General features: G+C 66.0%; 18 protein-coding genes, 1 tRNA gene and 1 pseudogene. 12 read left to right on the forward strand and 8 right to left on the reverse strand.

Going from position 1 to position 19,687, the window contains the following annotated elements; all coding sequences use genetic code 11:
- A partial coding sequence (locus GH737_RS05650) for a hypothetical protein (RefSeq protein ID WP_155263880.1) occupies positions 1–211 on the forward strand: 211 nt, incomplete at its 5' end.
- Positions 212–316: 105 nt separating this feature from the next.
- The gene (locus tag GH737_RS05655) at positions 317–1,870 is read left to right on the forward strand and encodes a hypothetical protein (protein WP_155263881.1); all 1,554 of its coding nucleotides are present in this window, start codon (positions 317–319) and stop codon (positions 1,868–1,870) included.
- On the opposite strand, the gene GH737_RS05660 is transcribed toward GH737_RS05655, so the two are convergent.
- The 3 genes from GH737_RS05660 to GH737_RS05670 are packed head-to-tail and all read right to left on the reverse strand — an operon-like array spanning position 1,867 to position 4,408.
- Positions 1,867–2,778 carry a CPBP family intramembrane glutamic endopeptidase gene (locus GH737_RS05660; RefSeq protein WP_155263882.1) on the reverse strand — a complete coding sequence of 304 codons (912 nt, stop codon included), beginning with the start codon at positions 2,776–2,778 and terminating at the stop codon, positions 1,867–1,869. The two genes, GH737_RS05655 and GH737_RS05660, sit on opposite strands and share 4 nt — an antisense overlap.
- 54 nt (positions 2,779–2,832) lie before the next feature.
- Positions 2,833–3,900 carry a bifunctional transcriptional activator/DNA repair enzyme AdaA gene (locus tag GH737_RS05665; RefSeq protein ID WP_155263896.1) on the reverse strand — a complete coding sequence of 356 codons (1,068 nt, stop codon included), beginning with the start codon at positions 3,898–3,900 and terminating at the stop codon, positions 2,833–2,835.
- A gap of 46 nt (positions 3,901–3,946) precedes the next feature.
- Positions 3,947–4,408, reverse strand: coding sequence for a DUF1203 domain-containing protein (locus GH737_RS05670; RefSeq protein ID WP_155263883.1), 462 nt, complete (start codon positions 4,406–4,408; stop codon positions 3,947–3,949).
- Between the two features lie 81 nt (positions 4,409–4,489).
- Here GH737_RS05670 and GH737_RS05675 point away from each other — a divergent pair, with 81 nt between their 5' ends.
- From GH737_RS05675 to GH737_RS05700, 6 genes are all read left to right on the forward strand, one after another.
- Positions 4,490–5,359, forward strand: coding sequence for an endonuclease/exonuclease/phosphatase family protein (locus tag GH737_RS05675; protein ID WP_155263884.1), 870 nt, complete (start codon positions 4,490–4,492; stop codon positions 5,357–5,359).
- A gap of 130 nt (positions 5,360–5,489) precedes the next feature.
- Entirely contained in the window at positions 5,490–6,044 is a 555-nt protein-coding gene (locus GH737_RS05680; protein WP_155263885.1) for a F0F1 ATP synthase subunit delta, read from the forward strand.
- A 41-nt stretch (positions 6,045–6,085) separates the two neighbouring features.
- Positions 6,086–7,615: a F0F1 ATP synthase subunit alpha gene (atpA, locus tag GH737_RS05685; RefSeq protein WP_155263886.1), complete on the forward strand. Its 1,530-nt coding sequence runs from the start codon at positions 6,086–6,088 to the stop codon at positions 7,613–7,615.
- Between the two features lie 91 nt (positions 7,616–7,706).
- The gene (locus GH737_RS05690) at positions 7,707–8,612 is read left to right on the forward strand and encodes a F0F1 ATP synthase subunit gamma (RefSeq protein ID WP_155263887.1); all 906 of its coding nucleotides are present in this window, start codon (positions 7,707–7,709) and stop codon (positions 8,610–8,612) included.
- Positions 8,613–8,638: 26 nt separating this feature from the next.
- Positions 8,639–10,168, forward strand: a complete 1,530-nt coding sequence (gene atpD, locus GH737_RS05695) for a F0F1 ATP synthase subunit beta (protein WP_230558646.1) — start codon at positions 8,639–8,641, stop codon at positions 10,166–10,168.
- 2 nt (positions 10,169–10,170) lie between these two features.
- Positions 10,171–10,428 carry an ATP synthase F1 subunit epsilon gene (locus tag GH737_RS05700; RefSeq protein ID WP_155263888.1) on the forward strand — a complete coding sequence of 86 codons (258 nt, stop codon included), beginning with the start codon at positions 10,171–10,173 and terminating at the stop codon, positions 10,426–10,428.
- On the opposite strand, the gene GH737_RS05705 is transcribed toward GH737_RS05700, so the two are convergent.
- Positions 10,425–12,134: a hypothetical protein gene (locus tag GH737_RS05705; protein ID WP_155263889.1), complete on the reverse strand. Its 1,710-nt coding sequence runs from the start codon at positions 12,132–12,134 to the stop codon at positions 10,425–10,427. The genes GH737_RS05700 and GH737_RS05705 overlap by 4 nt on opposite strands.
- A gap of 149 nt (positions 12,135–12,283) precedes the next feature.
- Between GH737_RS05705 and GH737_RS05710 the strand changes: the two genes are divergently transcribed.
- Positions 12,284–13,552 carry a glycosyltransferase family 2 protein gene (locus GH737_RS05710; protein ID WP_155263890.1) on the forward strand — a complete coding sequence of 423 codons (1,269 nt, stop codon included), beginning with the start codon at positions 12,284–12,286 and terminating at the stop codon, positions 13,550–13,552.
- Positions 13,553–13,842: 290 nt separating this feature from the next.
- Here the strand turns inward: GH737_RS05710 and GH737_RS05715 are convergent, their stop codons facing one another.
- Positions 13,843–15,573, reverse strand: a complete 1,731-nt coding sequence (locus GH737_RS05715) for a hypothetical protein (RefSeq protein WP_155263891.1) — start codon at positions 15,571–15,573, stop codon at positions 13,843–13,845.
- Positions 15,574–15,730: 157 nt separating this feature from the next.
- On the opposite strand from GH737_RS05715, the gene GH737_RS05720 reads away from it, so the two are divergent.
- Entirely contained in the window at positions 15,731–17,263 is a 1,533-nt protein-coding gene (locus GH737_RS05720; RefSeq protein ID WP_155263892.1) for a TadA family conjugal transfer-associated ATPase, read from the forward strand.
- A 19-nt stretch (positions 17,264–17,282) separates the two neighbouring features.
- Here the strand turns inward: GH737_RS05720 and GH737_RS05725 are convergent, their stop codons facing one another.
- Positions 17,283–18,308, reverse strand: a complete 1,026-nt coding sequence (locus GH737_RS05725) for a sensor histidine kinase (protein WP_230558647.1) — start codon at positions 18,306–18,308, stop codon at positions 17,283–17,285.
- Between the two features lie 10 nt (positions 18,309–18,318).
- Here GH737_RS05725 and GH737_RS15745 point away from each other — a divergent pair, with 10 nt between their 5' ends.
- A complete protein-coding gene (locus tag GH737_RS15745; RefSeq protein WP_230558648.1) occupies positions 18,319–18,615 on the forward strand; it encodes a hypothetical protein in 297 nt (98 codons plus the stop codon).
- A gap of 89 nt (positions 18,616–18,704) precedes the next feature.
- Here the strand turns inward: GH737_RS15745 and GH737_RS05735 are convergent.
- Positions 18,705–18,779, reverse strand: a tRNA-Val gene (locus GH737_RS05735).
- 164 nt (positions 18,780–18,943) lie between these two features.
- The gene (gene cpdR, locus GH737_RS05740; RefSeq protein ID WP_155263895.1) at positions 18,944–19,321 is read right to left on the reverse strand and encodes a cell cycle two-component system response regulator CpdR; all 378 of its coding nucleotides are present in this window, start codon (positions 19,319–19,321) and stop codon (positions 18,944–18,946) included.
- A gap of 122 nt (positions 19,322–19,443) precedes the next feature.
- Between cpdR and GH737_RS05745 the strand changes: the two are divergent.
- Positions 19,444–19,687: pseudogene (locus GH737_RS05745) on the forward strand (hypothetical protein); the annotation flags it as partial.

Below are 19,687 nucleotides of genomic sequence, written 5' to 3' on the forward strand. Positions count from 1 at the left end.
CAATGCGGCACCGCAGGTGGACGGGATGGCCGTCTTCGGCCCGGCCCCCGCCCCGCTCGCGATGCTGCGCGGGCGCCACCGCCAGCGGCTGCTCGTGCATGCCCGCCGAAGCCTGGACGTCCAGGACGTCATCCGCGACTGGCTCGCCGGGATCGAGTGGGGCGCAAAGGTCCGGGTCGGCGTCGACGTCGACCCGTACAGTTTCCTCTAGGCGAAGCTTGATCTCGATCACTAAGGCGGAGTTCAAGGATTTTCCTCTTGTTTCAACACCTAAGGTGTTGCTAGCAGCCACGCTTGCCGGGGAGGGGTCATCATCGTGCGTCGTCTGTTTCTCATCATTTCCGTCCTGTTCCTTGCCGCTCCGGCCCATGCCGAATGGTGGGAAGCGCGGACCGATCACTTCATCATCTATTCGCAGGACGACGAGGGCGACACGCGCAAGTTCGCAACCGAGCTGGAGCGCTACGACAATGCGCTGCGCTCGCTGCAGAGCACCAAGTTCGAGCCGATTACCGCCGATTGGCAACGGGTCACCATCTTCCGCTTTGGCGACGTCGACGACATCGGCCGGCTGGCGCACGCTCCCGCCGCGGGCTTCTATCGCCCCGACCTGACGCCGGTCGCCTTCACTCCGGTTCGTGATTCGAAGGACCTGGGCAGCATCATCAAGAGGGACAGCCGCACCGACCTCGACCCGAAGTCGGTGCTGTTCCACGAATATGCCCACCACTTCATGTTCAAATATTTCCCGGCCGGCTACCCGAGCTGGTACATCGAGGCGTTCGCCGAGACGCTGGCGACGATCGACCTCAAGCCGGACGGGACCTTCCACGTCGGCAATCCGCCGAACTGGCGCGCCGACGCGCTGTTTCACAGCATGATGACGGTCAGCCCCAAGAGCCTGCTGGCAAGCACGGCCAAGCCCGATTTCGAGGACTGGTACGGCTATTACACGGTCGGCTGGCTGATGAACCACTATCTGACGTTCGAGCCGAGCCGCAAAGGGCAGCTGCAGACCTATCTCAAGCTGGTCGATTCGGGCGTCCCTTCCCCCCAGGCGGCGACCAAGGCGTTCGGCGACCTCGACAAGCTCGATCATGAGATCGGCGCCTACAAGAACAGGGGCCGGCTCTACGGCGCCGACGTACGCCCGGCGAATACCGCGCCGCCGCGAGTCACGCTGCGCAAGCTGAGCGACCAGGAAGAAGCGGCGATCCGGGTCGAGCTCCGTTCCAAAGCCCGAGTGCTGCGGTCGGAGGCGGCCGGCGTTGCCGGCGACGCTCGCGACGCCGCGGCGCGCTATCCCAACAGCTACCCGGTACAGCTCGCGCTCTCCGAAGCCGAATTCGACGCCGAGAACCTGCAGGCGGCCGAGGCTGCGGCCGGCCGCGCGATCCAGCTGCGTCCCGACGGCATCGAGGGATTGATCGCCAAGGGCCGGGCGCTGGTCGAGCGCGGCAAGGAGGAAAAGAACAAGCAGCTGCTCGCCGCCGCGCGAATTCCGCTGGCCAAGGCGCACGACGAGGACACCCGGCATCCGGCGCCGCTGCTCTACAATTATCTGAGCTATTTCTATGCTGGCGAGCGGATCCCGGAGAGCGCGCTGATCGGGCTCGAGCAGGCCTATCTCGCCGCGCCGCACTATGGCGATCTGCGCCTCATCCTCTCGCGGCAGCTGCTGTCGGAGCGCAAGGGCGAGCTCGCGCGCGACATTTTGCTCCCACTCGCGCTCAACCCGCACGAATCCAAGACGCAGAAGAACCTGCACGAGGTGATCGATCTGATCGAGGCGAAGAAGGTCGCGGAGGCGTACACGGCTCTCGCGAAGGAGATGGCGCGGCAGGAGGCGGAGGCGAAGAAGGGCGACTAGGCCGCCGCCTCGCGCAGACGCCGCCGCCGCACCCAGCGGGGCTGCACGAGCTCGCCGTTGCGGATGGCGAGCCGGAGCAACCACAACCCGAACACGGTCGCAACGACAATCGCGATGAGCGAAGCCTCCAGCCCGAAGCCGTCGCCGGTCAGCAGCGGCGGCCCGCTGAGGCGGGCGTCGACCAGGCCGTGGACGTTCGTGCCCGAGACCGGGATGTCGTAGATTTCCCCCTGCGTGAAATTCCACGCGGCGTGCAGTCCCATCGGGAACCACAGGCTTCGGGTCAGCATGTAGGCCGCGCCGAGCATGATGCCGGCCTCGAGCGCGATTCCGAGCGCCGCGATCGGGCTCGCGTGGGGGTTCAGGAGGTGGGCGCAGCCGAACAGGATCGAGGTCACGAGCAGCGCCGCCCAGCTGCCGCCCCATTCCTCGATCCAGCGGAACAGGATCCCGCGGAAGATCAGCTCCTCCGAAACGGCGGGGAAGATCGCGGATGCGAGCAACGCCGGGAGCAGATTGCTCGCGTCGCCGGCGCCCACGATGCGGTAGATGCCGAGTATCGCCGCGACCGCCACGGCGGCCGAGAAGACCGCCAGGCCGGCGAGGAGGCCGAGACCCAGATGCCGCGCCCATTGCGGGTCGCGATAGTCGTCGCGCGGGTGCTCGCCCATGCGGCGGATCACGAAATAATATGCGAGCAGCAGGATCGGGATCGAGACGAGGTCGAACTTCATCGGCAGCGTGAAGCCGGGGATCGGCGGCACGAGATACTGGGCGATCAGCATGCCCGCGGTGAAGCAGAGGATCACGAGGACGATCGCGAGGACCATCGCGATCAGCGGATAATCGACGATCCGCCGCCACCGCGATTTTTGCGCTTCGGCTTCCGCCGCGATCTCTTCCTGCATTGCCTTCCCCCTTACGGCTGTTGTTCAGCCGAAACGGCGGGCGCTGGCAAGCAACTAATCGGCGAGCGGTAGCTCCGGCTCCGCGACGGCGTGGCCTTCGGCGGCCAGCAGCTTCTTCTTGCGGTCGATGCCGCCGCCATAACCGCCGAGAGAACCGTCGCTGCGGATTACGCGATGGCAAGGGATCAGCACGCAGACATGATTGTCCCCGTTGGCCGAGCCGACGGCGCGGACTGCCCTCGGCGCGCCGATCGCGGCGGCGATCTCGGCATAGCTGCGCGTTTCGCCGGCGGGGATTTTCCTGAGCTCGCGCCACACCGCCTCCTGGAAAGCGGTGCCCGCGACGTCGATCGGCAGGTCGGGCATGGCGAGCGGCCGCTCGATCGCCGCGAGAGCTCCTTCGACCAGCGCCTTCAACCCGCCTTCGTCGCCGAGGATCGTCGCGTTAGGGAAGAGCCGCCGCAACGACGCGTCGCTGTCGTCGAAGGTCAGCCGGCAAATCCCTTTCGACGTCGCGGCGATCAGCATCTGCCCGAGCGGGCTGTCGAACGTCGTCCAGCGGATGGTTTCGCCGCGCCCGCCGTCGCGCCACGCCGAGGGCGTCATCCCGAGCCTCTCCTTTGCATCGTCATAGAAGCCGCTCGGGCTCTGGTACCCGGCGTCGTAGACCGCATCGGTGACCCGGCCGTTCGCCTTGAGCGCCTGCTCGGTCCGGCGATTGCGCAGCCCGCGCGCATATTCGGCCGGCGAGACCCCAAGATCACGCTTGAAGATGCGCTGGAAGTGGTGCGGGGCATAGCCGACCGCCTCGGCCAGCTCGGCAAGGCCCGGCGCGGCTTCGGCTTGCTCGATCAGCTTCACAGCGGCGGCCACCGCCTCCCGGTCCCGGCCGACCTCGTCCGGCTTGCAGCGGAGACAGGAACGATAGCCCGCGGCCCTCGCCTCCTCGCCCGAAGCGAAGAATTCGACGTGCTCGCGCTTTGGCCGCCGCGCCGGACAACTCGGCTTGCAATAGATGCCGGTGGTCTTCACCGCGCCGATGATCTGGCCGTCCCAGCTGCGGTCGCGGCGCATGAAGGCCGCCCAGGCGGTGTCGGGATCGAGGCGGGTGACGGTCGCCATCGGATGCGATCTAGACCGCTCGGAAAGGGGCGCAAGGGTGGCCATGTCAGTGCCTTTCGATTCTGGCCGAGAAGCAGCCTCGGACCGCATTGTGCGCGTGAACGGTCGCGACCGCGGGATTGTCGAACAGCCTGCGGATGCCGGCATCCGCCTCTCCCGGCTGAGTGAGGAGCGCCTCGGCCATCATCCCGTCGCGGTCGAATCCGCGCAGCGACAGCACCCGGCTCTCGAACACCGGCGGCACCTGATCGACGAACTCGGCTCGGGCGACATCGGCGACGAAGATCGCGTGGCTGGCGCGGTAGGGGTTCGCGACGTCGTGGCTCAAATGGTTGAGCAGGAGCACCGTCTCACCGACGTCGCGGTCGACAAGGCTGACGCGGCACGGGAAGCCCGGTTTTTCCGTGACGGTCATGCGGACAATGCCGCGCCCGGAGAGCTCGGCGTCGGAAAGAGCGAAAAGGGGCTTGTAAGGCGCCGCGTCCAGCCCGGTGATTCGGTAGGTCATGCGTGCTTTCCTACGCAAACCTCGCGCGTCGATGCTTCCGCTGGGTTGCGGTCAAACCGGGCTGCTCCCTAAGAGAAAGCCGTGGTCGGCTTCGGAATCCTGATGGCAGCCCTGGCGAGCGTGTCGGCCGCCCCTTCTCCACGGGTCTGCCCGCCGCTGCGCGTCATGACCTACAACATCCGGCTCGATCTCGAGTCCGACGGCCCAAACCGTTGGTCCGCGCGGCGATCCGAGTTCATCGGTCAGGTCCAGCTGATGCACCCCGAAATCCTGGGCCTGCAGGAAGTCGTCGCCGGGCAAAAGGCGGACCTGGAAAAGGCACTCCCGGGCTATGATTTCCTCGGCGCCGCCCGCGACGATGGCCGGTCCGCGGGCGAATTTTCCAACCTTGCAATCGATCGTTCGACATTCCGCGTCGAATCCAGCGGCACGTTCTGGCTGTCACCGACGCCGAACGTGCCTTCGAAAGGATGGGATGCGGCCTATCGGCGAATCGCCACCTGGGCACATCTCGTCCGGCGCGGTGACGGGCACCGCATCCTCGCGCTCAACACGCATCTCGATAACGAGGGGGAAACCGCGCGCCTCGAGGGTGCCCGCGAAATCCTCCGCTTCCTCTCCACTCACCGCCGTCCGGGCGAATCCATCCTGGTGACCGGCGACCTCAATTCGGAGCCCGGCTCGCCGGCGTATCAGGTTTTGACATCCTCCGCGCTCGGCCTGCGCGATTCGCGGGGCGCTTCCACATCGCCGCCGCTCGGCCCGACGGGCACATTCAACAATTTCGACGCCCTGCCGGTGAAGAGTCCCCGAATCGACTACGTACTGGTCGGGCCCGGCATCATCGTCGACCGCTATGCGGTCCTTGCCTGGCATGGCGACAGCGGCCGCGTCGCTTCGGATCACTTCCCGGTGGTGGCCGATCTCGCTGCTTGCGGGGCAAAGCGCTAAGCAGGCGGTTGCATCGCCGCAACGTGCTTGCTAGGGGCCGCGCCAACCGGTCGGGGGCGTGCGGCGCAAGCCGTTTTCACGCCCCGTTTTTCGCATCGGGGCAACATTCCGTTTCTGGAGCTTTTCGCGCGTGGATAATTCCGGCGGCATTCGGGCCAGCTTAGCAGGGCGCTACGCGTCCGCTTTGTTCGACCTCGCCCGGGATCAGCGGCAGATCGAAGCCATCGGCAAGAGCCTTGACGCGCTCGGCCAGGCTCTGCTCGACTCGAAGGATTTCAACGAGTTGGTCGCGAGCCCCCTGGTTTCGCGCGACGAAGCCGGCAAGGCGTTCGCCGCGCTCGCGCCGGAGCTCGGCCTCGATCAGATCACGGCCAATTTCCTCGGCGTGCTCGCCAGGAACGGCCGCAAAGGCGAACTCCGCAACGTGATCCGCGCCTTCCGCCGGCTCGCGGCCGAGCATCGCGGGGAGGCCACCGCCGAAGTCGTCACGGCGCGGCCCTTGAACGACGATCAGCTTGCCCAACTCAGGCAGCAGCTCCGCGCCCGCGCGGCCCGCGACGTCAATATCGATTCGACCGTCGATCCTTCGCTTCTCGGCGGGATCATCGTGAAACTCGGAAGCCAGCAGATCGACGCGTCGATCCGAACCAAACTCAACCGTCTCGCCCAGGCAATGAAGGGCTGAAAGCCTGACAAAAGGCTTCAATGAAAGGCTAAGCAAGAACCATGGACATCCGCGCCGCTGAAATCTCCCGCGTCATCCGCGACCAGATCGCGAATTTCGACGCCGAAGCGCAGGTCTCCGAAGTCGGCACCGTGCTCTCGGTCGGCGATGGAATCGCGCGCATCTACGGCCTCGACAATGTCCAGGCCGGCGAGATGGTCGAATTCGAGAACGGGACCAAGGGCATGGCCCTCAATCTCGAGGCCGACAATGTCGGCGTCGTGATCTTCGGCTCGGACGCCGAGATTTCGGAAGGCTCGACCGTCAAACGCACCGGCACGATCGTCGACGTGCCCGTGGGCAAGGCGCTGCTCGGCCGCGTCGTCGACGCGCTCGGCAACCCGATCGACGGCAAGGGACCGATCGAGACCACCGAGCGCAGCCGCGTCGAGGTCAAGGCGCCGGGCATCATCCCGCGCAAGTCGGTTCACGAGCCGGTCCAGACCGGGCTCAAGGCGCTCGACGCGCTGGTCCCGATCGGCCGCGGCCAGCGCGAGCTGATCATCGGCGACCGCCAGACCGGCAAGACCGCGGTCGTGCTCGACACCTTCATCAACCAGAAGGAAATCAACAAGTCGGGCGACGAAGCGGAGAAGCTCTACTGCATCTACGTCGCGATCGGCCAGAAGCGCTCGACCGTCGCCCAGATCGTCCGCGCGCTCGAAGAGAATGGCGCGATGGAATATTCGATCGTCGTCGCCGCGACGGCCTCGGAGCCGGCGCCGCTGCAGTTCCTCGCACCCTACACCGGCTGCGCGATGGGCGAATATTTCCGCGACAATGGCATGCACGCCGTGATCGTTTACGACGACCTTTCGAAGCAGGCCGTGGCCTACCGGCAGATGTCACTGCTGCTGCGCCGCCCGCCGGGCCGCGAGGCTTACCCCGGCGACGTCTTCTATCTCCACAGCCGGCTGCTCGAGCGCGCGGCGAAGATGAACGACGATCATGGCGCGGGCTCGCTGACCGCCCTCCCGGTCATCGAGACCCAGGCCGGCGACGTCTCGGCCTATATTCCGACCAACGTCATCTCGATCACCGACGGTCAGATCTTCCTCGAAACCGACCTCTTCTACCAGGGCATCCGCCCGGCGATTAACGTCGGTCTGTCGGTCAGCCGCGTCGGCTCCGCCGCGCAGACCAAGGCGATGAAGAAGGTCGCCGGCTCGATCAAGCTCGAGCTCGCCCAATATCGCGAAATGGCCGCCTTCGCGCAGTTCGGCTCCGATCTCGACGCGTCGACCCAGCGCCTGCTCGCCCGCGGCGCGCGCCTCACCGAGCTCCTCAAGCAGCCGCAGTTCAATCCGATGCCGGTCGAGGAGCAGGTCGCTTCCATCTACGCGGGTACGCAGGGATTCCTCGACAGCGTCGATGTGAAGGACGTGGTGCGCTACGAAGCGGCGATGCTGAGCTTCCTCCGCTCGGATAAGCCGGAAATCCTCGCGAAAATCCGCGACACCAAGACGCTCGACGACGACACCGCCGCCGCGCTCAAGGACGCGCTGACCGAGTTCGGCAAGCAGTTTGGGTAACTAACACTCGTCATCCCCGCGAACGCGGGGGGCCCAGCGAGACAAGGAACTGGGTTCCCGCTGTCGCGGGAATGGCGAAAGCAGGGAACGAATGGCAAGTCTCAAGGCCCTCAAGATCCGCATCGGCTCGGTCAAGTCGACGCAGAAGATCACCAAGGCGCTGAACATGGTCGCGGCGTCGAAGCTTCGCCGCGCCCAGCAGAATGCGACGGCCGCGCGGCCCTATTCCGAGCGCATGACCGACGTCGTCGCCAGCCTCGCCTCACGGATCACGCCTGGACCGCAGAGCCCCAAGCTGCTCGCCGGCACGGGCAAGGACGACACCCACCTGATCATCGTGGCGACCAGCGACCGCGGGCTGGCCGGGGCGTTCAACAGCAACATCGTCCGCGCCGCTCGCCGCAAGGCCGACGACCTCATCGCGCAGGGCAAGACGGTCCTGTTCTACATCGTCGGACGCAAAGGCCGCCCGGTCATCCAGCGGCTCTACGGCCGCTCGATCATCGCCCAGTACGACACCAGCGAGATGAAGAACCCGACCTACGCCGACGCGCAGCGCATCGCGAAGGACATCGTCGACCGCTACGCGACCGACGGAATCGACGTGGTCCACCTCGCCTATGCCAATTTCCGTTCGACCTTGGTGCAGGAGCCGACCGTCGAGCAGATCATCCCCGTCGCGCCGCGCCGCCCGTCCGACGAGGCAGCCGAACCGGTTGCCGCGCACAAGGCGGCAGCGCCGGCAGCGGTCGAATATGAGCCGGACGAGGAGGAAATCCTCGCCGACCTGCTGCCGCGCAACATCGCGGTGCAGGTCTATCGCGCTTTGCTGGAGAACCAGGCCGGCTTCTACGGATCGCAGATGACCGCGATGGACAATGCGACCCGCAATGCCGGCGACATGATCAACCGCCTGTCGATCCAGTACAACCGGACCCGTCAGGCGGTGATCACCACCGAGCTGATCGAAATCATTTCGGGCGCCGAGGCGCTCTAACCAGACCGAACGCAAGGAAGAAAGAAATGGCCACCGCAGCCGAGCCGAAAACCCGCAGCCGCAGCCGCAAGGAGACCGCGACCTCCACCACCGGTTCCGGACCCGCGGACGTCACCTCCCCGAGCAACATTACCGGCCGTATCAGCCAGGTGATCGGCGCCGTCGTCGACGTCGCGTTCGAGGGCGAGCTTCCGCCGATCCTGACCGCGCTCGAGACCGACAATGGCGGCAACCGGCTGGTGCTCGAAGTCGCCGCGCACCTCGGCGAGAACGTCGTTCGAACGATCGCGATGGACTCGACCGATGGGCTGACGCGCGGCCAGGAAGTCCGCTCGACCGGCTCCGAGATCCGCGTGCCCGTGGGTCCGATGACGCTCGGCCGGATCATGAACGTCATCGGCGAGCCGATCGACGAGCTCGGCCCGATCGGAGCGGCCCAATCGGCGCCGATCCATGCCGAGGCTCCGCCGTTCGTCGACCAGTCGACCGAAAGCTCGATCCTGGTCACCGGAATCAAGGTCATCGACCTGCTCGCGCCCTACGCCAAGGGCGGCAAGATCGGCCTGTTCGGCGGCGCCGGGGTTGGCAAGACCGTGCTCATCCAGGAGCTGATCAACAACATCGCCAAGGGCCACGGCGGAACCTCGGTGTTCGCCGGAGTCGGCGAGCGCACCCGCGAGGGCAACGATCTCTACCACGAGTTCCTCGACGCGGGCGTGATCGCCAAGGACAAGGACGGCAAGCCGACGCCGGAGGGCTCCAAGGTGGCGCTGGTCTACGGCCAGATGAACGAGCCGCCCGGAGCCCGCGCCCGCGTGGCGCTCTCGGGCCTCACCATCGCCGAATATTTCCGCGACGAGGAGGGCCAGGACGTGCTGTTCTTCGTCGACAATATCTTCCGCTTCACCCAGGCGGGCTCCGAAGTGTCGGCGCTGCTCGGCCGCATCCCGTCGGCGGTGGGCTATCAGCCGACGCTCGCGACCGACATGGGCGCTCTGCAGGAGCGGATCACCTCGACCAACAAGGGCTCGATCACCTCGGTCCAGGCGATCTACGTGCCGGCGGACGACTTGACCGACCCGGCGCCGGCGACTTCGTTCGCCCACCTCGACGCAACCACCGTGCTCAGCCGCGCGATCTCGGAACTCGGCATCTACCCGGCGGTCGACCCGCTGGATTCGACCAGCCGCGTGCTGGAGCCGCGCGTCGTCGGGCAGGAGCATTACGAGACCGCGCGGGCCGTCCAGGAGACTCTGCAGCGCTACAAGAGCCTGCAGGACATCATCGCCATCCTCGGCATGGACGAACTGTCGGAAGAGGATAAGCTGACCGTCAGCCGCGCGCGCAAGATCCAGCGCTTCCTGTCGCAGCCGTTCCACGTCGCCGAAGTCTTCACCGGAATCCCCGGCAAGTTCGTCCAGCTCGACGACACGATCCGCTCGTTCAAGGCGGTCGTCGACGGCGAGTACGACCACCTCCCCGAAGCGGCCTTCTACATGGTCGGCGGGATCGAGGAAGCGGTCGCCAAGGCCGAGAAGCTGGCGCACGAGGCGTAAATATGGCCGAACTGCATTTCGAGCTGGTGACCCCCGACAAGCTGGTGATGTCGGATGACGTCCACATGGTTGTCGTTCCCGGCGTCGAGGGCGAGTCCGGCATCATGGCCGGCCACGCGCCCTACATGACGACGCTCCGCAACGGCGAGATCGCCGTCTACCGCAGCCAGGGCGCGCAGCCCGAGCGCATCCCCGTCACCGGTGGCTTCGCCGAGGTCAGCGACCGCGGCCTGACGGTGCTCGCGGAGAGCGCGGGCTAAAAGCCGGCGGCGCGGCAGCGCTCGGGTGCCGCGGCACGCAGCGCACGCAAATGTGCTGAGCCCCGGACTTCGCTCAGTCCGATGCGCAGCTCCGACATCCGGCCAGCATCCACGAACGCAACCCTGCCCCGGGCGCAGAGGATGGCGATGTCCGCGGTCGAGAGCAGGTGGCTCGCCAGACGGATCGGACGGTTGCTCAGGTCGGGGTGGTTGCGCACCTCGTCGATGCGAAAGACCGGGCCTTCGGTTTCAACCACGGCCATGTCGGCGTCGATGCCGTCGATCATCCGGTCGACGCGCGCATAGGGCTTGGTGACGCTTTCCGCTTGCCACACTAGGAAGGGAATGGCGCCGACCAGGGTCGCCAACGTGCCCGCGACGACAAAAGCCCGCACTTCCGACCGGTCCGAATAATCGCGCCAGCCGTAAGCAGCGAGAAGCGCGCAGCCGCCGATCAGTCCGTGGAGGTAGCGATAGCCCCAGCCGATCGCCTGATACGGGATCAGAACCGTCATCGCGCCGGTCGTCAGGATGATGCCTGCGGCGAGCGCCCGCGCCAGACCCTCGCCGCGGCGGACGGCGCCCAAACCGAGCAGAATCAGCGGGACGAGCGCCAGATTCTCCCACGCGACGAAACGGAGCAGGTTGGCGGCCATCAGCGGGATCGTGTGCGGATCGCGCGCCGTCAGCAGCGGAAAGACGCGTTCGACGAAAAAGCCGCCGAGGGCGGCGGTCGGTCCGGACTGCGAAACCAGGCCGGTCGATGCGGCAACGAGATGCGGATAGGAAAGCCAAAACAGCCCGAACAGCGCATAGTTGCCGAGGTAAGCGAGGGCTGTGCGCCACTCGCCGCGTCGCCGCAGATGATCGATCAGCGGCAAGGCGAAAAGCGGATGGAAAATCACCTGGTGCAGCCCCATCGCGAGAAAGCCGGTCGCGATCGCCGCCGCATGCGCCGCCCGCTTGCCGCGCAGGAATAGCGAAAGCCAGATCATGTTGAGGGCGAGGTGTCCGGTCATCGCGAACGGCGTCATCGCCGTGACCAGCACTTGCGCGGAGGTCGCATACATCAGCAGGGCGATGGCCTGCGCCCCCGGATGACGGGGAAACAGCCGCCGTGCGCAATCGAACGTCGCGACCGCGCCGGCAGCGGCGAGCAAAGGGTTCATCAAGGCGGGATCGGCCAGGCTCCCGAACAGCGACCGGAGCATGGCGTTCACCGGCAAATAGGACGACACCCAGGCCGCATTGCCGGGCAGCGGCAGCAGGAAGGCGGGAGTCAGTGCGTCCGCATAGCCGCGCCACTCGGCGGCAAGAGGAGCGGCAAGCTGGCCGTGGCGGAACACCGCCATGTCGAAAAGCACCATCTGCTCGTCGCGCGAGAGCGCGTAATCGCCGAACAGCAGGTGGGTGCCTGCCCAAAGCAGAATCGCGCAAATTGCTGCCGCGACGGCCACTTTCGGGATCGTCGGCACGGCTGTCCGGCGCATCGGCGCGGAGGCTCCGCCACGAAGCACGCTCCCGGCAACGAGCAGCGCCAGCAAGCCGCCGAGAACGAAGATATCCTGATGGAAAAAGTAATAGCGCGGCAGCAGGCCCGGGGCGCTCAACGCCGCCGTCATCGCGAACGCGGCGAGGACGCATGCGAGCGGCACCGCTACGCCGCGCAGCGCCGGCCCAGGCTTCGCAATTTCCGCGTGAATCAACCCCTGCCCCCTCCGCGCAATCCCGAGATCGAGCGCCTGCTGCCCCGTCGATGCGGTGCTGCGTTCAGGCGCGAATTGTTTCGAAACATAATTAACACTTCCTTAGACCGTCGCCCGTAACCCTCGTCGAAAGACAACGGGGGAAGTCGATGCGGCACGAGCCGGCCAGCCAGTTTCAGCATGCGCGGTCGATTGCGCCCGCCACGGGCGTCGACGTGACGATCGTCATGCCGTGCCTCAACGAAGTGCAGTGCCTCCCGCACTGCATCGCCAACGCCAACGACGCGCTGCGCCGGATCGCCGATCAATATGGCCTCAGCGGCGAAATCGTCGTCGCCGACAACGGGTCGACAGACGGCAGCCAGGCGCTCGCGACCGGTCTCGGCGCGCGCGTGGTGCCTGTCGCCGAGCGCGGCTACGGCGCGGCGCTGATCGGCGGAGGCAAGGCCTCGCGCGGCCGCTACATCCTGATGGGCGACGCCGACGGAAGCTACGACTTCACCGACGGCGTCGCGATGATCGGCGAGCTGGAGGAAGGCGCGGAGCTGTGCATGGGCTCGCGCTTCAAGGGCGGGATCACGCCGGGCGCGATGCCGTGGAAGAACCGTTACATCGGCAACCCGGTCCTCACCGGCATCCTCAAGCTGTTCTTCCGCCCGGGGATCAGCGACGCGCACTCCGGACTGCGCGCAATCCGCAAGGACTCATTCCTCGAGCTCGGCCTTAGCGGCGCTGGCATGGAATTCGCGAGCGAGATGGTGATCAAGGCCGCGCTCAAGCGCCTGCGCATCGCCGAGACTCCCGTGAAACTCCTCCCCGACCTCCGCGACCGGCCGCCGCACCTGCGGCCGTGGCGCGACGGCTGGCGGCACCTTCGCTACCTGTTCATGCTCTCGCCTACCTGGGTGTTCGGCGTTCCGGCGTTGGTGGGCTCGATCGTCTCGATCGCTCTGCTGTTCGCTGCGGTCATGCACCAGTTTGCGCCGGGCTCTTTCCCGCGGATCGGCAATTACTGGACGATCCTTGCGGCAGCGATGCTGGGCCTCAGCCACATGTCGGGAATCCTCGCCGCCGCCGGGAACATCTACGGCGTGCGTGCAGGATATCGTCTGCCCAATCCATTCACCCGGCAGCTGACACGCCGAGTGCACCTCGAGTCGATGCTGATCGGCGGAGGGTTGTTCATCGCGGCCGGCATCGCCGTGCTCGGCATGGTCGTGTGGCAATGGCAAATGCGCGATTTCGCCGCGACCTACAGCGTCGTGCCGGCCGTCGTCGGGACCTTGTGCGTGACTCTCGGCTTTCAGAACGTGCTCGGCGGCTTCCTGCTTGCGATCGTCGGTGGCAATGAGGCGCAATTCATGGCCGGCCACAGCGCGCCTGCAAAGGCCGTGGACCAGGTCAGCATCGCGGCCTGAGGCAACCCGGCCGCGCGTCGGCCCGGCCCCCTCGCCATGTTGCCCGGGCCGTCCGCCCAAAGCTGTAATGCTCGCGTCATGAGGCTGCCGGACGGCTCCTCGGCACATCCGCAACAAATGCATTCGCCTGCCATGGCAGCGGCGGTGCCGCCCATAGCCGGGTTCGGCGGACCTGTGGATGCGCCTGTCTATGCTGTCGCGTCGAAGCCGCCCGGCAGCACCGCTCATGGGCTACGCAGTGCACTTCCACGCCCGCCACCCACGAGGATCAGGGGACGGTGATCGGCAGCTCAGGAGCGTTTGCGGATGCATCCCGGCACGTCTCGCGCCGCTGCGCGGACGAGCGCGTCGAATTTGGGGCTACTCTCCGGGAGCTCGCCGAGCCCGGCCTTGTTGATGTCGGCCCTCGTGATCAGGGTCACCGGCCCTACCCGGCACAGCCGTGAAAGCAGCTCCGCCGGAAGGACTTCCGCAGAGAAACGGAGCGGACGGTTGCTCATGTCGGGGAGATTGCGGACATGGTCGCCCGCACCTTCCGCCCAGCCACCATCGCGCGCCTTCGACCCATTATCGTCGATCAGCACAAACGGCGTCTTTTGGGCTTCGATCACACGCTCCATCGCAAGGTGCGGCTGCATGAACCGGTAGCTCGCCGCCAACAGCAGCGGCAGCGCGGCGACCACGGTCAGGCCGCTCATCAAGACAACCACGCCGTCCGCCTGCCGGCCGATGCGCTGTTCCAGCTCACGATAGCCGAAGCCCGCGAGGAGCGCGAAGCTGCCGAGATAGCCGTGAAGGTAGCGGTATCCATAGCCCCGCCCCTGCTCGGGCAGGATCGCGGTCAGGAACAGCAGCCAGGCGAAGATCCCGAGCGCGAGAGCGCCGGCGAACCCCCGCTTGCGAAGCACGACCGGAACCGCGGCGATGAGCAGCGGAACCAGCGCGAAATTCTGCCAGGCCGTGAAACGAAGCAGGTTCAGCATCATCAGCGGGATCGTGCGAGGATCGTGGATGAAAAGCAGCGGGATCAGCTTGTCGGTAATGACATTGGCGTTGGTCGCGCGGCCGAGCGGCCCGGCGACGAACGGCGATACGAACAGCGGGAACACCGCCCACCACAGGACGATCGCCGCATAGGCGAGGGCATAGCCGGCAACGAGCCGCCATTGCCCTTGCCTCAACCGCCACAACAGGAAGGGCGCGACAAAGAACGGGTGGAAGACCAGCTGATGCAGACCCGTCGCGGCGAAACCGGCGGCGATCGCGACCGAATGGCCCGTCTTGCCGCCGCGCAGGAATGCCGCAAGCCAGACGAGATTCAGCGCGAGGTGCCCGGTCATCGAAAATGGCGTCATCGCCGTAACCAGAAGCTGCGCGGACAAGGCATAGACGAGCAGGACTACCCAGCGTGCGCGCCGGTCTTCTCCGAACGTCCGCTTTGCGATGTCGAGCAGCGCCGCTCCTCCGATCACCACCAGCAGCGGGTTGAACCAGGCCGGATCGGCCACCTTCGAGAAGGCGAGCCGCAGCATCGGGTTCATCGGCAGATAGGCCGAGACGAATCCGCTCGGCTGATCGGCGTTGAGCAGGAAGTTCGGCTCCATGGCGAGCGCAAATGGCTGCCACCAGGGCGCGATCGGCGTCGCCAGCCGCCCCTGGTCGTAAACCGCCATGTCGAACAGGACCATGTGCTCGTCGCGCGACAGCGGAAAATTGCCGAGCAGCCCATAGGAGCCCCACGCGACGAGTGCCGCGAGCAGGAGGCCGGCCAACAGCATCGACCTGCCGGACGGCAGGCGCGCCGGCAGCGCCCATCGCGGCCTCCACAGCGCCACCAGGACCGTCGACAGGCCGAGGATGCAGAGAACCGGCACGTCCTGCGTCTGGACAAGGTTCAGCGCCATCACCGGCGCCTTGAGGGTCGCCGCCCACAGGCCGATCACGACGAGAACGGCGGCGCAGATGCCCAGCCGGGCCTTCCACGCCTTGATGTCATGGGCGAGCGCAGTTTCCGTGTTCATTGCGCAGGCATTAGCGATGACCGTTAAAGAAAGGGTGAGCGCATGCCCTGCCCGCCCCTGCGGCTGCAATGCGTCCAATTGACCGCAATTAGCTTTTTCTAAAAGTTTCCCGCTTATTCACCCTCGCCGTAATCAGCAGCAAGGCGCAGGCAACGGCATGAGCGCATTCGGCAAGCGTGGTGGAATCGGCAGCGGCGGACGCCCCAGCTTCGGCGTCGCCAAGCCGATGAAGGGCGGGCCGGGCGTCACCCAGTCGACGTCGTCGGAATCGGAACTCGGCGGCGAACAGTTCCCGCCGATCGAGCATCTCGCGCAATCGCTGGATGCGGCGGCCGACGAAAACGGCTCCAGTCTGAGCGGAGCGATGGACCGCCTCACGGCGCGCCAGAATGCAAGCGGCGAAGCGGCCAGCAGCAAGAGCGAGGGTTTCGAAGCCTCGGTCCACCGGATCAAGGAGCAGGTGCTTCCCCGGCTTCTCGAACGCGTCGATCCCGAAGCGGCCGCGACGCTCAGCAAGGACGAGCTCGCCGAGGAATTCAGGCCGATCATCAGCGAGGTGCTGAACGAGCTCAAGATCAACCTCAACCGCCGCGAGCAGTTCGCGCTCGAGAAGGTGCTGGTCGACGAGCTGCTCGGCCTCGGGCCGCTCGAAGAGCTTCTCGCCGACCCGGCAATCAGCGACATCATGGTCAACGGCCCCGACCAGACCTATGTCGAGCGCAAGGGCAAGCTCGAGATCGCGCAAATCCAGTTCCGCGACGAGGAGCATCTGTTCCAGATTGCGCAGCGCATCGTCAACAAGGTCGGCCGCCGCATCGACCAGACCTCGCCGCTCTGCGACGCTCGCCTCCAGGACGGCAGCCGCGTCAACGTCATCATCCCGCCGCTGTCGCTTCGCGGCACCGCCATCTCGATCCGCAAGTTCTCCGAGAAGCCGATCACGCTCGACATGATGAAGGGCTTCGGCTCGATGTCGGAGAAGATGGCGACTGTGCTCAAGATCGCCGGCGCGAGCCGGATGAACGTCGTCATCTCGGGCGGTACCGGCTCGGGCAAGACGACAATGCTCAACGCCTTGTCGAAGATGATCGACCCCGGCGAGCGCGTGATCACGATCGAGGACGCTGCCGAGCTTCGGCTCCAGCAGCCGCACTGGCTGCCGCTGGAAACCCGTCCGCCCAACCTAGAGGGTCAGGGCGCGATCACCATCCGCGACCTCGTCATCAACGCGCTGCGCATGCGCCCCGATCGCATCATCCTCGGCGAGATTCGCGGACCGGAATGCTTCGACCTGCTGGCGGCGATGAACACCGGCCACGACGGGTCGATGGCGACGCTCCACTCCAACTCCCCGCGCGAATGCCTCGCACGTATGGAGAACATGGTGATGATGAGCGACATCAAGGTCCCGAAGGAGGCGATCAGCCGCCAGATCGCGGACTCTGTGGACCTGATCGTTCAGGTCAAACGTCTGCGGGATGGCTCTCGCCGCACGACCAACATCACCGAAGTGATCGGGATGGAAGGCGACGTCATCGTCACCCAGGAACTGTTCAAGTTCGAATATCTCGACGAGACCCCGGACGGGAAGATCCTCGGTGAGTTCCGTTCGATGGGCCTGCGCCCCTACACGCTCGAAAAGGCCAAGCAGTTCGGTTTCGACCAGCCGTATCTCGAGGCGTGCCTCTGACACCTCGGCCGGGGCGGGATCAGCCGTCCCCTGCTTTCCGCGGCACGGCCGACCGTGAATCCGACGGGAAGTCGATCTTCGCCACCGTGCCTCCATCCCTCTCGTAGGAAATTGTGCCGCGGAGCTGACGCGCGAGGCTTTGCAGGATTCCCTGGCCGAGGCTCCCCGTGCCGTGCTTGTCGAAGCTCGCCGGCATCCCGGGCCCGTCATCGGCGACCGACAAAGTGCAATGCCCTTTCGAACAGCCGACGCTCACGGTGATCGCGCCGTCGACGCGGCCAGCGAACGCATGTTTCAGGCTGTTGGTGACGAGCTCGGCGACGATCAGCGAGACCGACATCAATGCTTCGAGGTTGAGCACGACACGGTCGGCGTTAACGGTCAGCCGCACGCCGGGCGTATCGCTCGCCTGGATGAGGTCCGTGCACAAGTCCCGCAGATATTCGTCGATCGGAGCCTCGACGGATTTCGGGTCGTGCAGACGGCGATGCACGCGCGACATCATCTGGAGCCGACCCCTCGCCGCATCCAGTGCCTCCATTCCCGGGCTGTCGGGGGGAAGCGCTTTGCGCCGAGCCCACAGGACCGCGGAGACGAACTGAAGATTGTTGGCGACCCGGTGCTGCAACTCGCGGAACAAGGTGTTCGATCGCTCCTTCGACAGAGCGAGCGCGTGGATCGCGACGTTGAGGCTCCAGATCACGTACAGCTCGAGCGAGGCGGTCAGAACGAAGATGAGCATCGAGATGCGGTGCGGCGTCGCGAGCGTGAACGTGCCGTAGGGCGGGAAAAACAAGACCCATGCGATGAACGTGCAGACCGCCGCGAACGCCAGCCCGATGCGGATGCCGCCGAACAGCCCGGCGAGCAGGATTGCCGGCAGGAAGGTCATCGGGCCGAAGCCTTCGCTCATCCCGCCGAGAAGCCACCGCAGCACCGACGCGAGCAGCAGGAACGCAATGCCGACCGCGACGCCTAGCGCGGGCCGGTCGCCCGGGAGTTTCCGGAAAGGAAGCGAACGCAGGATCACGATGGGTAACTGCAAGCTAAATGCATTGGCCGCACGCCACAAGCGCGCCTCCAGCGCAACCGGCGGCGGACGTCCGAACCAGACAAGTTTATCTAGGTTGGGACGGCGGAACCCTGGCATTTCGCGCGGATTGTCCGGTCATGTCGGCATCGCGGAAGAAGGTCGGAGTCCTTACCTTTCACACTACGCGCTGCGCTCGATGGAGAACATGGGCGCGGCGCTGGCCGCGACCGAGAGCATCATCGACGAGATCGAGGCGCTCTGCCCCGGCGCGTTCGCGCTGCCGAACAGCAACGTCGTGACGATCGGAAGGAAGGCGTGATTGTGCACTGCATCACCGGAGCTACGCCGGAGATTGACCCAAGCGCCTCAGGCGAGGAGCGCTGGAAAGTGGGATTTCTCAGGAAAAAATGGTGGGCGTGGCAAGGATTGAACTTGCGACCCCTGCGATGTCAACACAGTGCTCTACCACTGAGCTACACGCCCACCGACCGTCGGGCGCAAGGCCCCTCGGAAGCGCGGCATTTAAGGGCGCGAACGAAGCCGCGCAAGGCGCATCGTCATCCCATCCAATCGATCGGAAAAGGGCATCGCAGCGGAACACGTGCGTTCCGAATTTCCTTGGCTCAGTACCACTTTGAGCCAGACCGCTAGAGGCGCCCGTGTTGGTCCTCGGCCTGGAAGATTCGGTCGACCTCCATTACGAGGTCCTTAAGGTGGAACGGCTTGGACAGCAGCTTGGCCTCGGGCGCGGTGCGGCCGCCCTGCAGCGCGACGGCGGCGAAGCCGGTGATGAACATCACGCGGATGGCGGGGTCGATCGCGCTCGCTTTTTGGGCCAGCTCGATCCCGTCCATTTCGGGCATGACGATGTCGGTCAGAAGCAGGTCGAAGCGCTCGCGTTCGAGCAGCGGCATCGCCTCGGTACCGCAGCCCACCGCCTCGACCTCGTAGCCGACGCGCTGCAGCGCGCGCTGCAGATATTCGCGCATCGACGTGTCGTCTTCGGCCAAGAGGATCCGCGCCATCGCCTCTCTATGCTCTCACGAATTGGCTTTTGCCAGAAGCGAATAAGCGGCTCGTGCGTTGCAGCCCCTCGAGAGCAGTCCTAAACTGGCACAAAATCCTCTAGATTGGCGCAATAGCTGACGTGACGCCGCTTTCCTCCCCGATCGTCCACGCGCCGCGCGGCCCGCTGCCGGTGCTGCTGTCGGTGCCCCATTCGGGCCGCGATTATCCCGACTGGCTGATCGATGATGCCGCCGGGGGGAGGGCCGCCCTCGCGACTTTAGAGGACCCGCTGGTCGACCGGCTGGTGTGGCGCGCGCTGCAGCGGCACCTGGTATCCCGGGCCGACCGGGATTTGCTGGCGCGGGTCGAGCCCGCCCGACGAG

Origin of the sequence: Sphingomonas segetis, from assembly GCF_009720245.1 — a bacterium.
Lineage (GTDB): Bacteria > Pseudomonadota > Alphaproteobacteria > Sphingomonadales > Sphingomonadaceae > Sphingomicrobium > Sphingomicrobium segetis.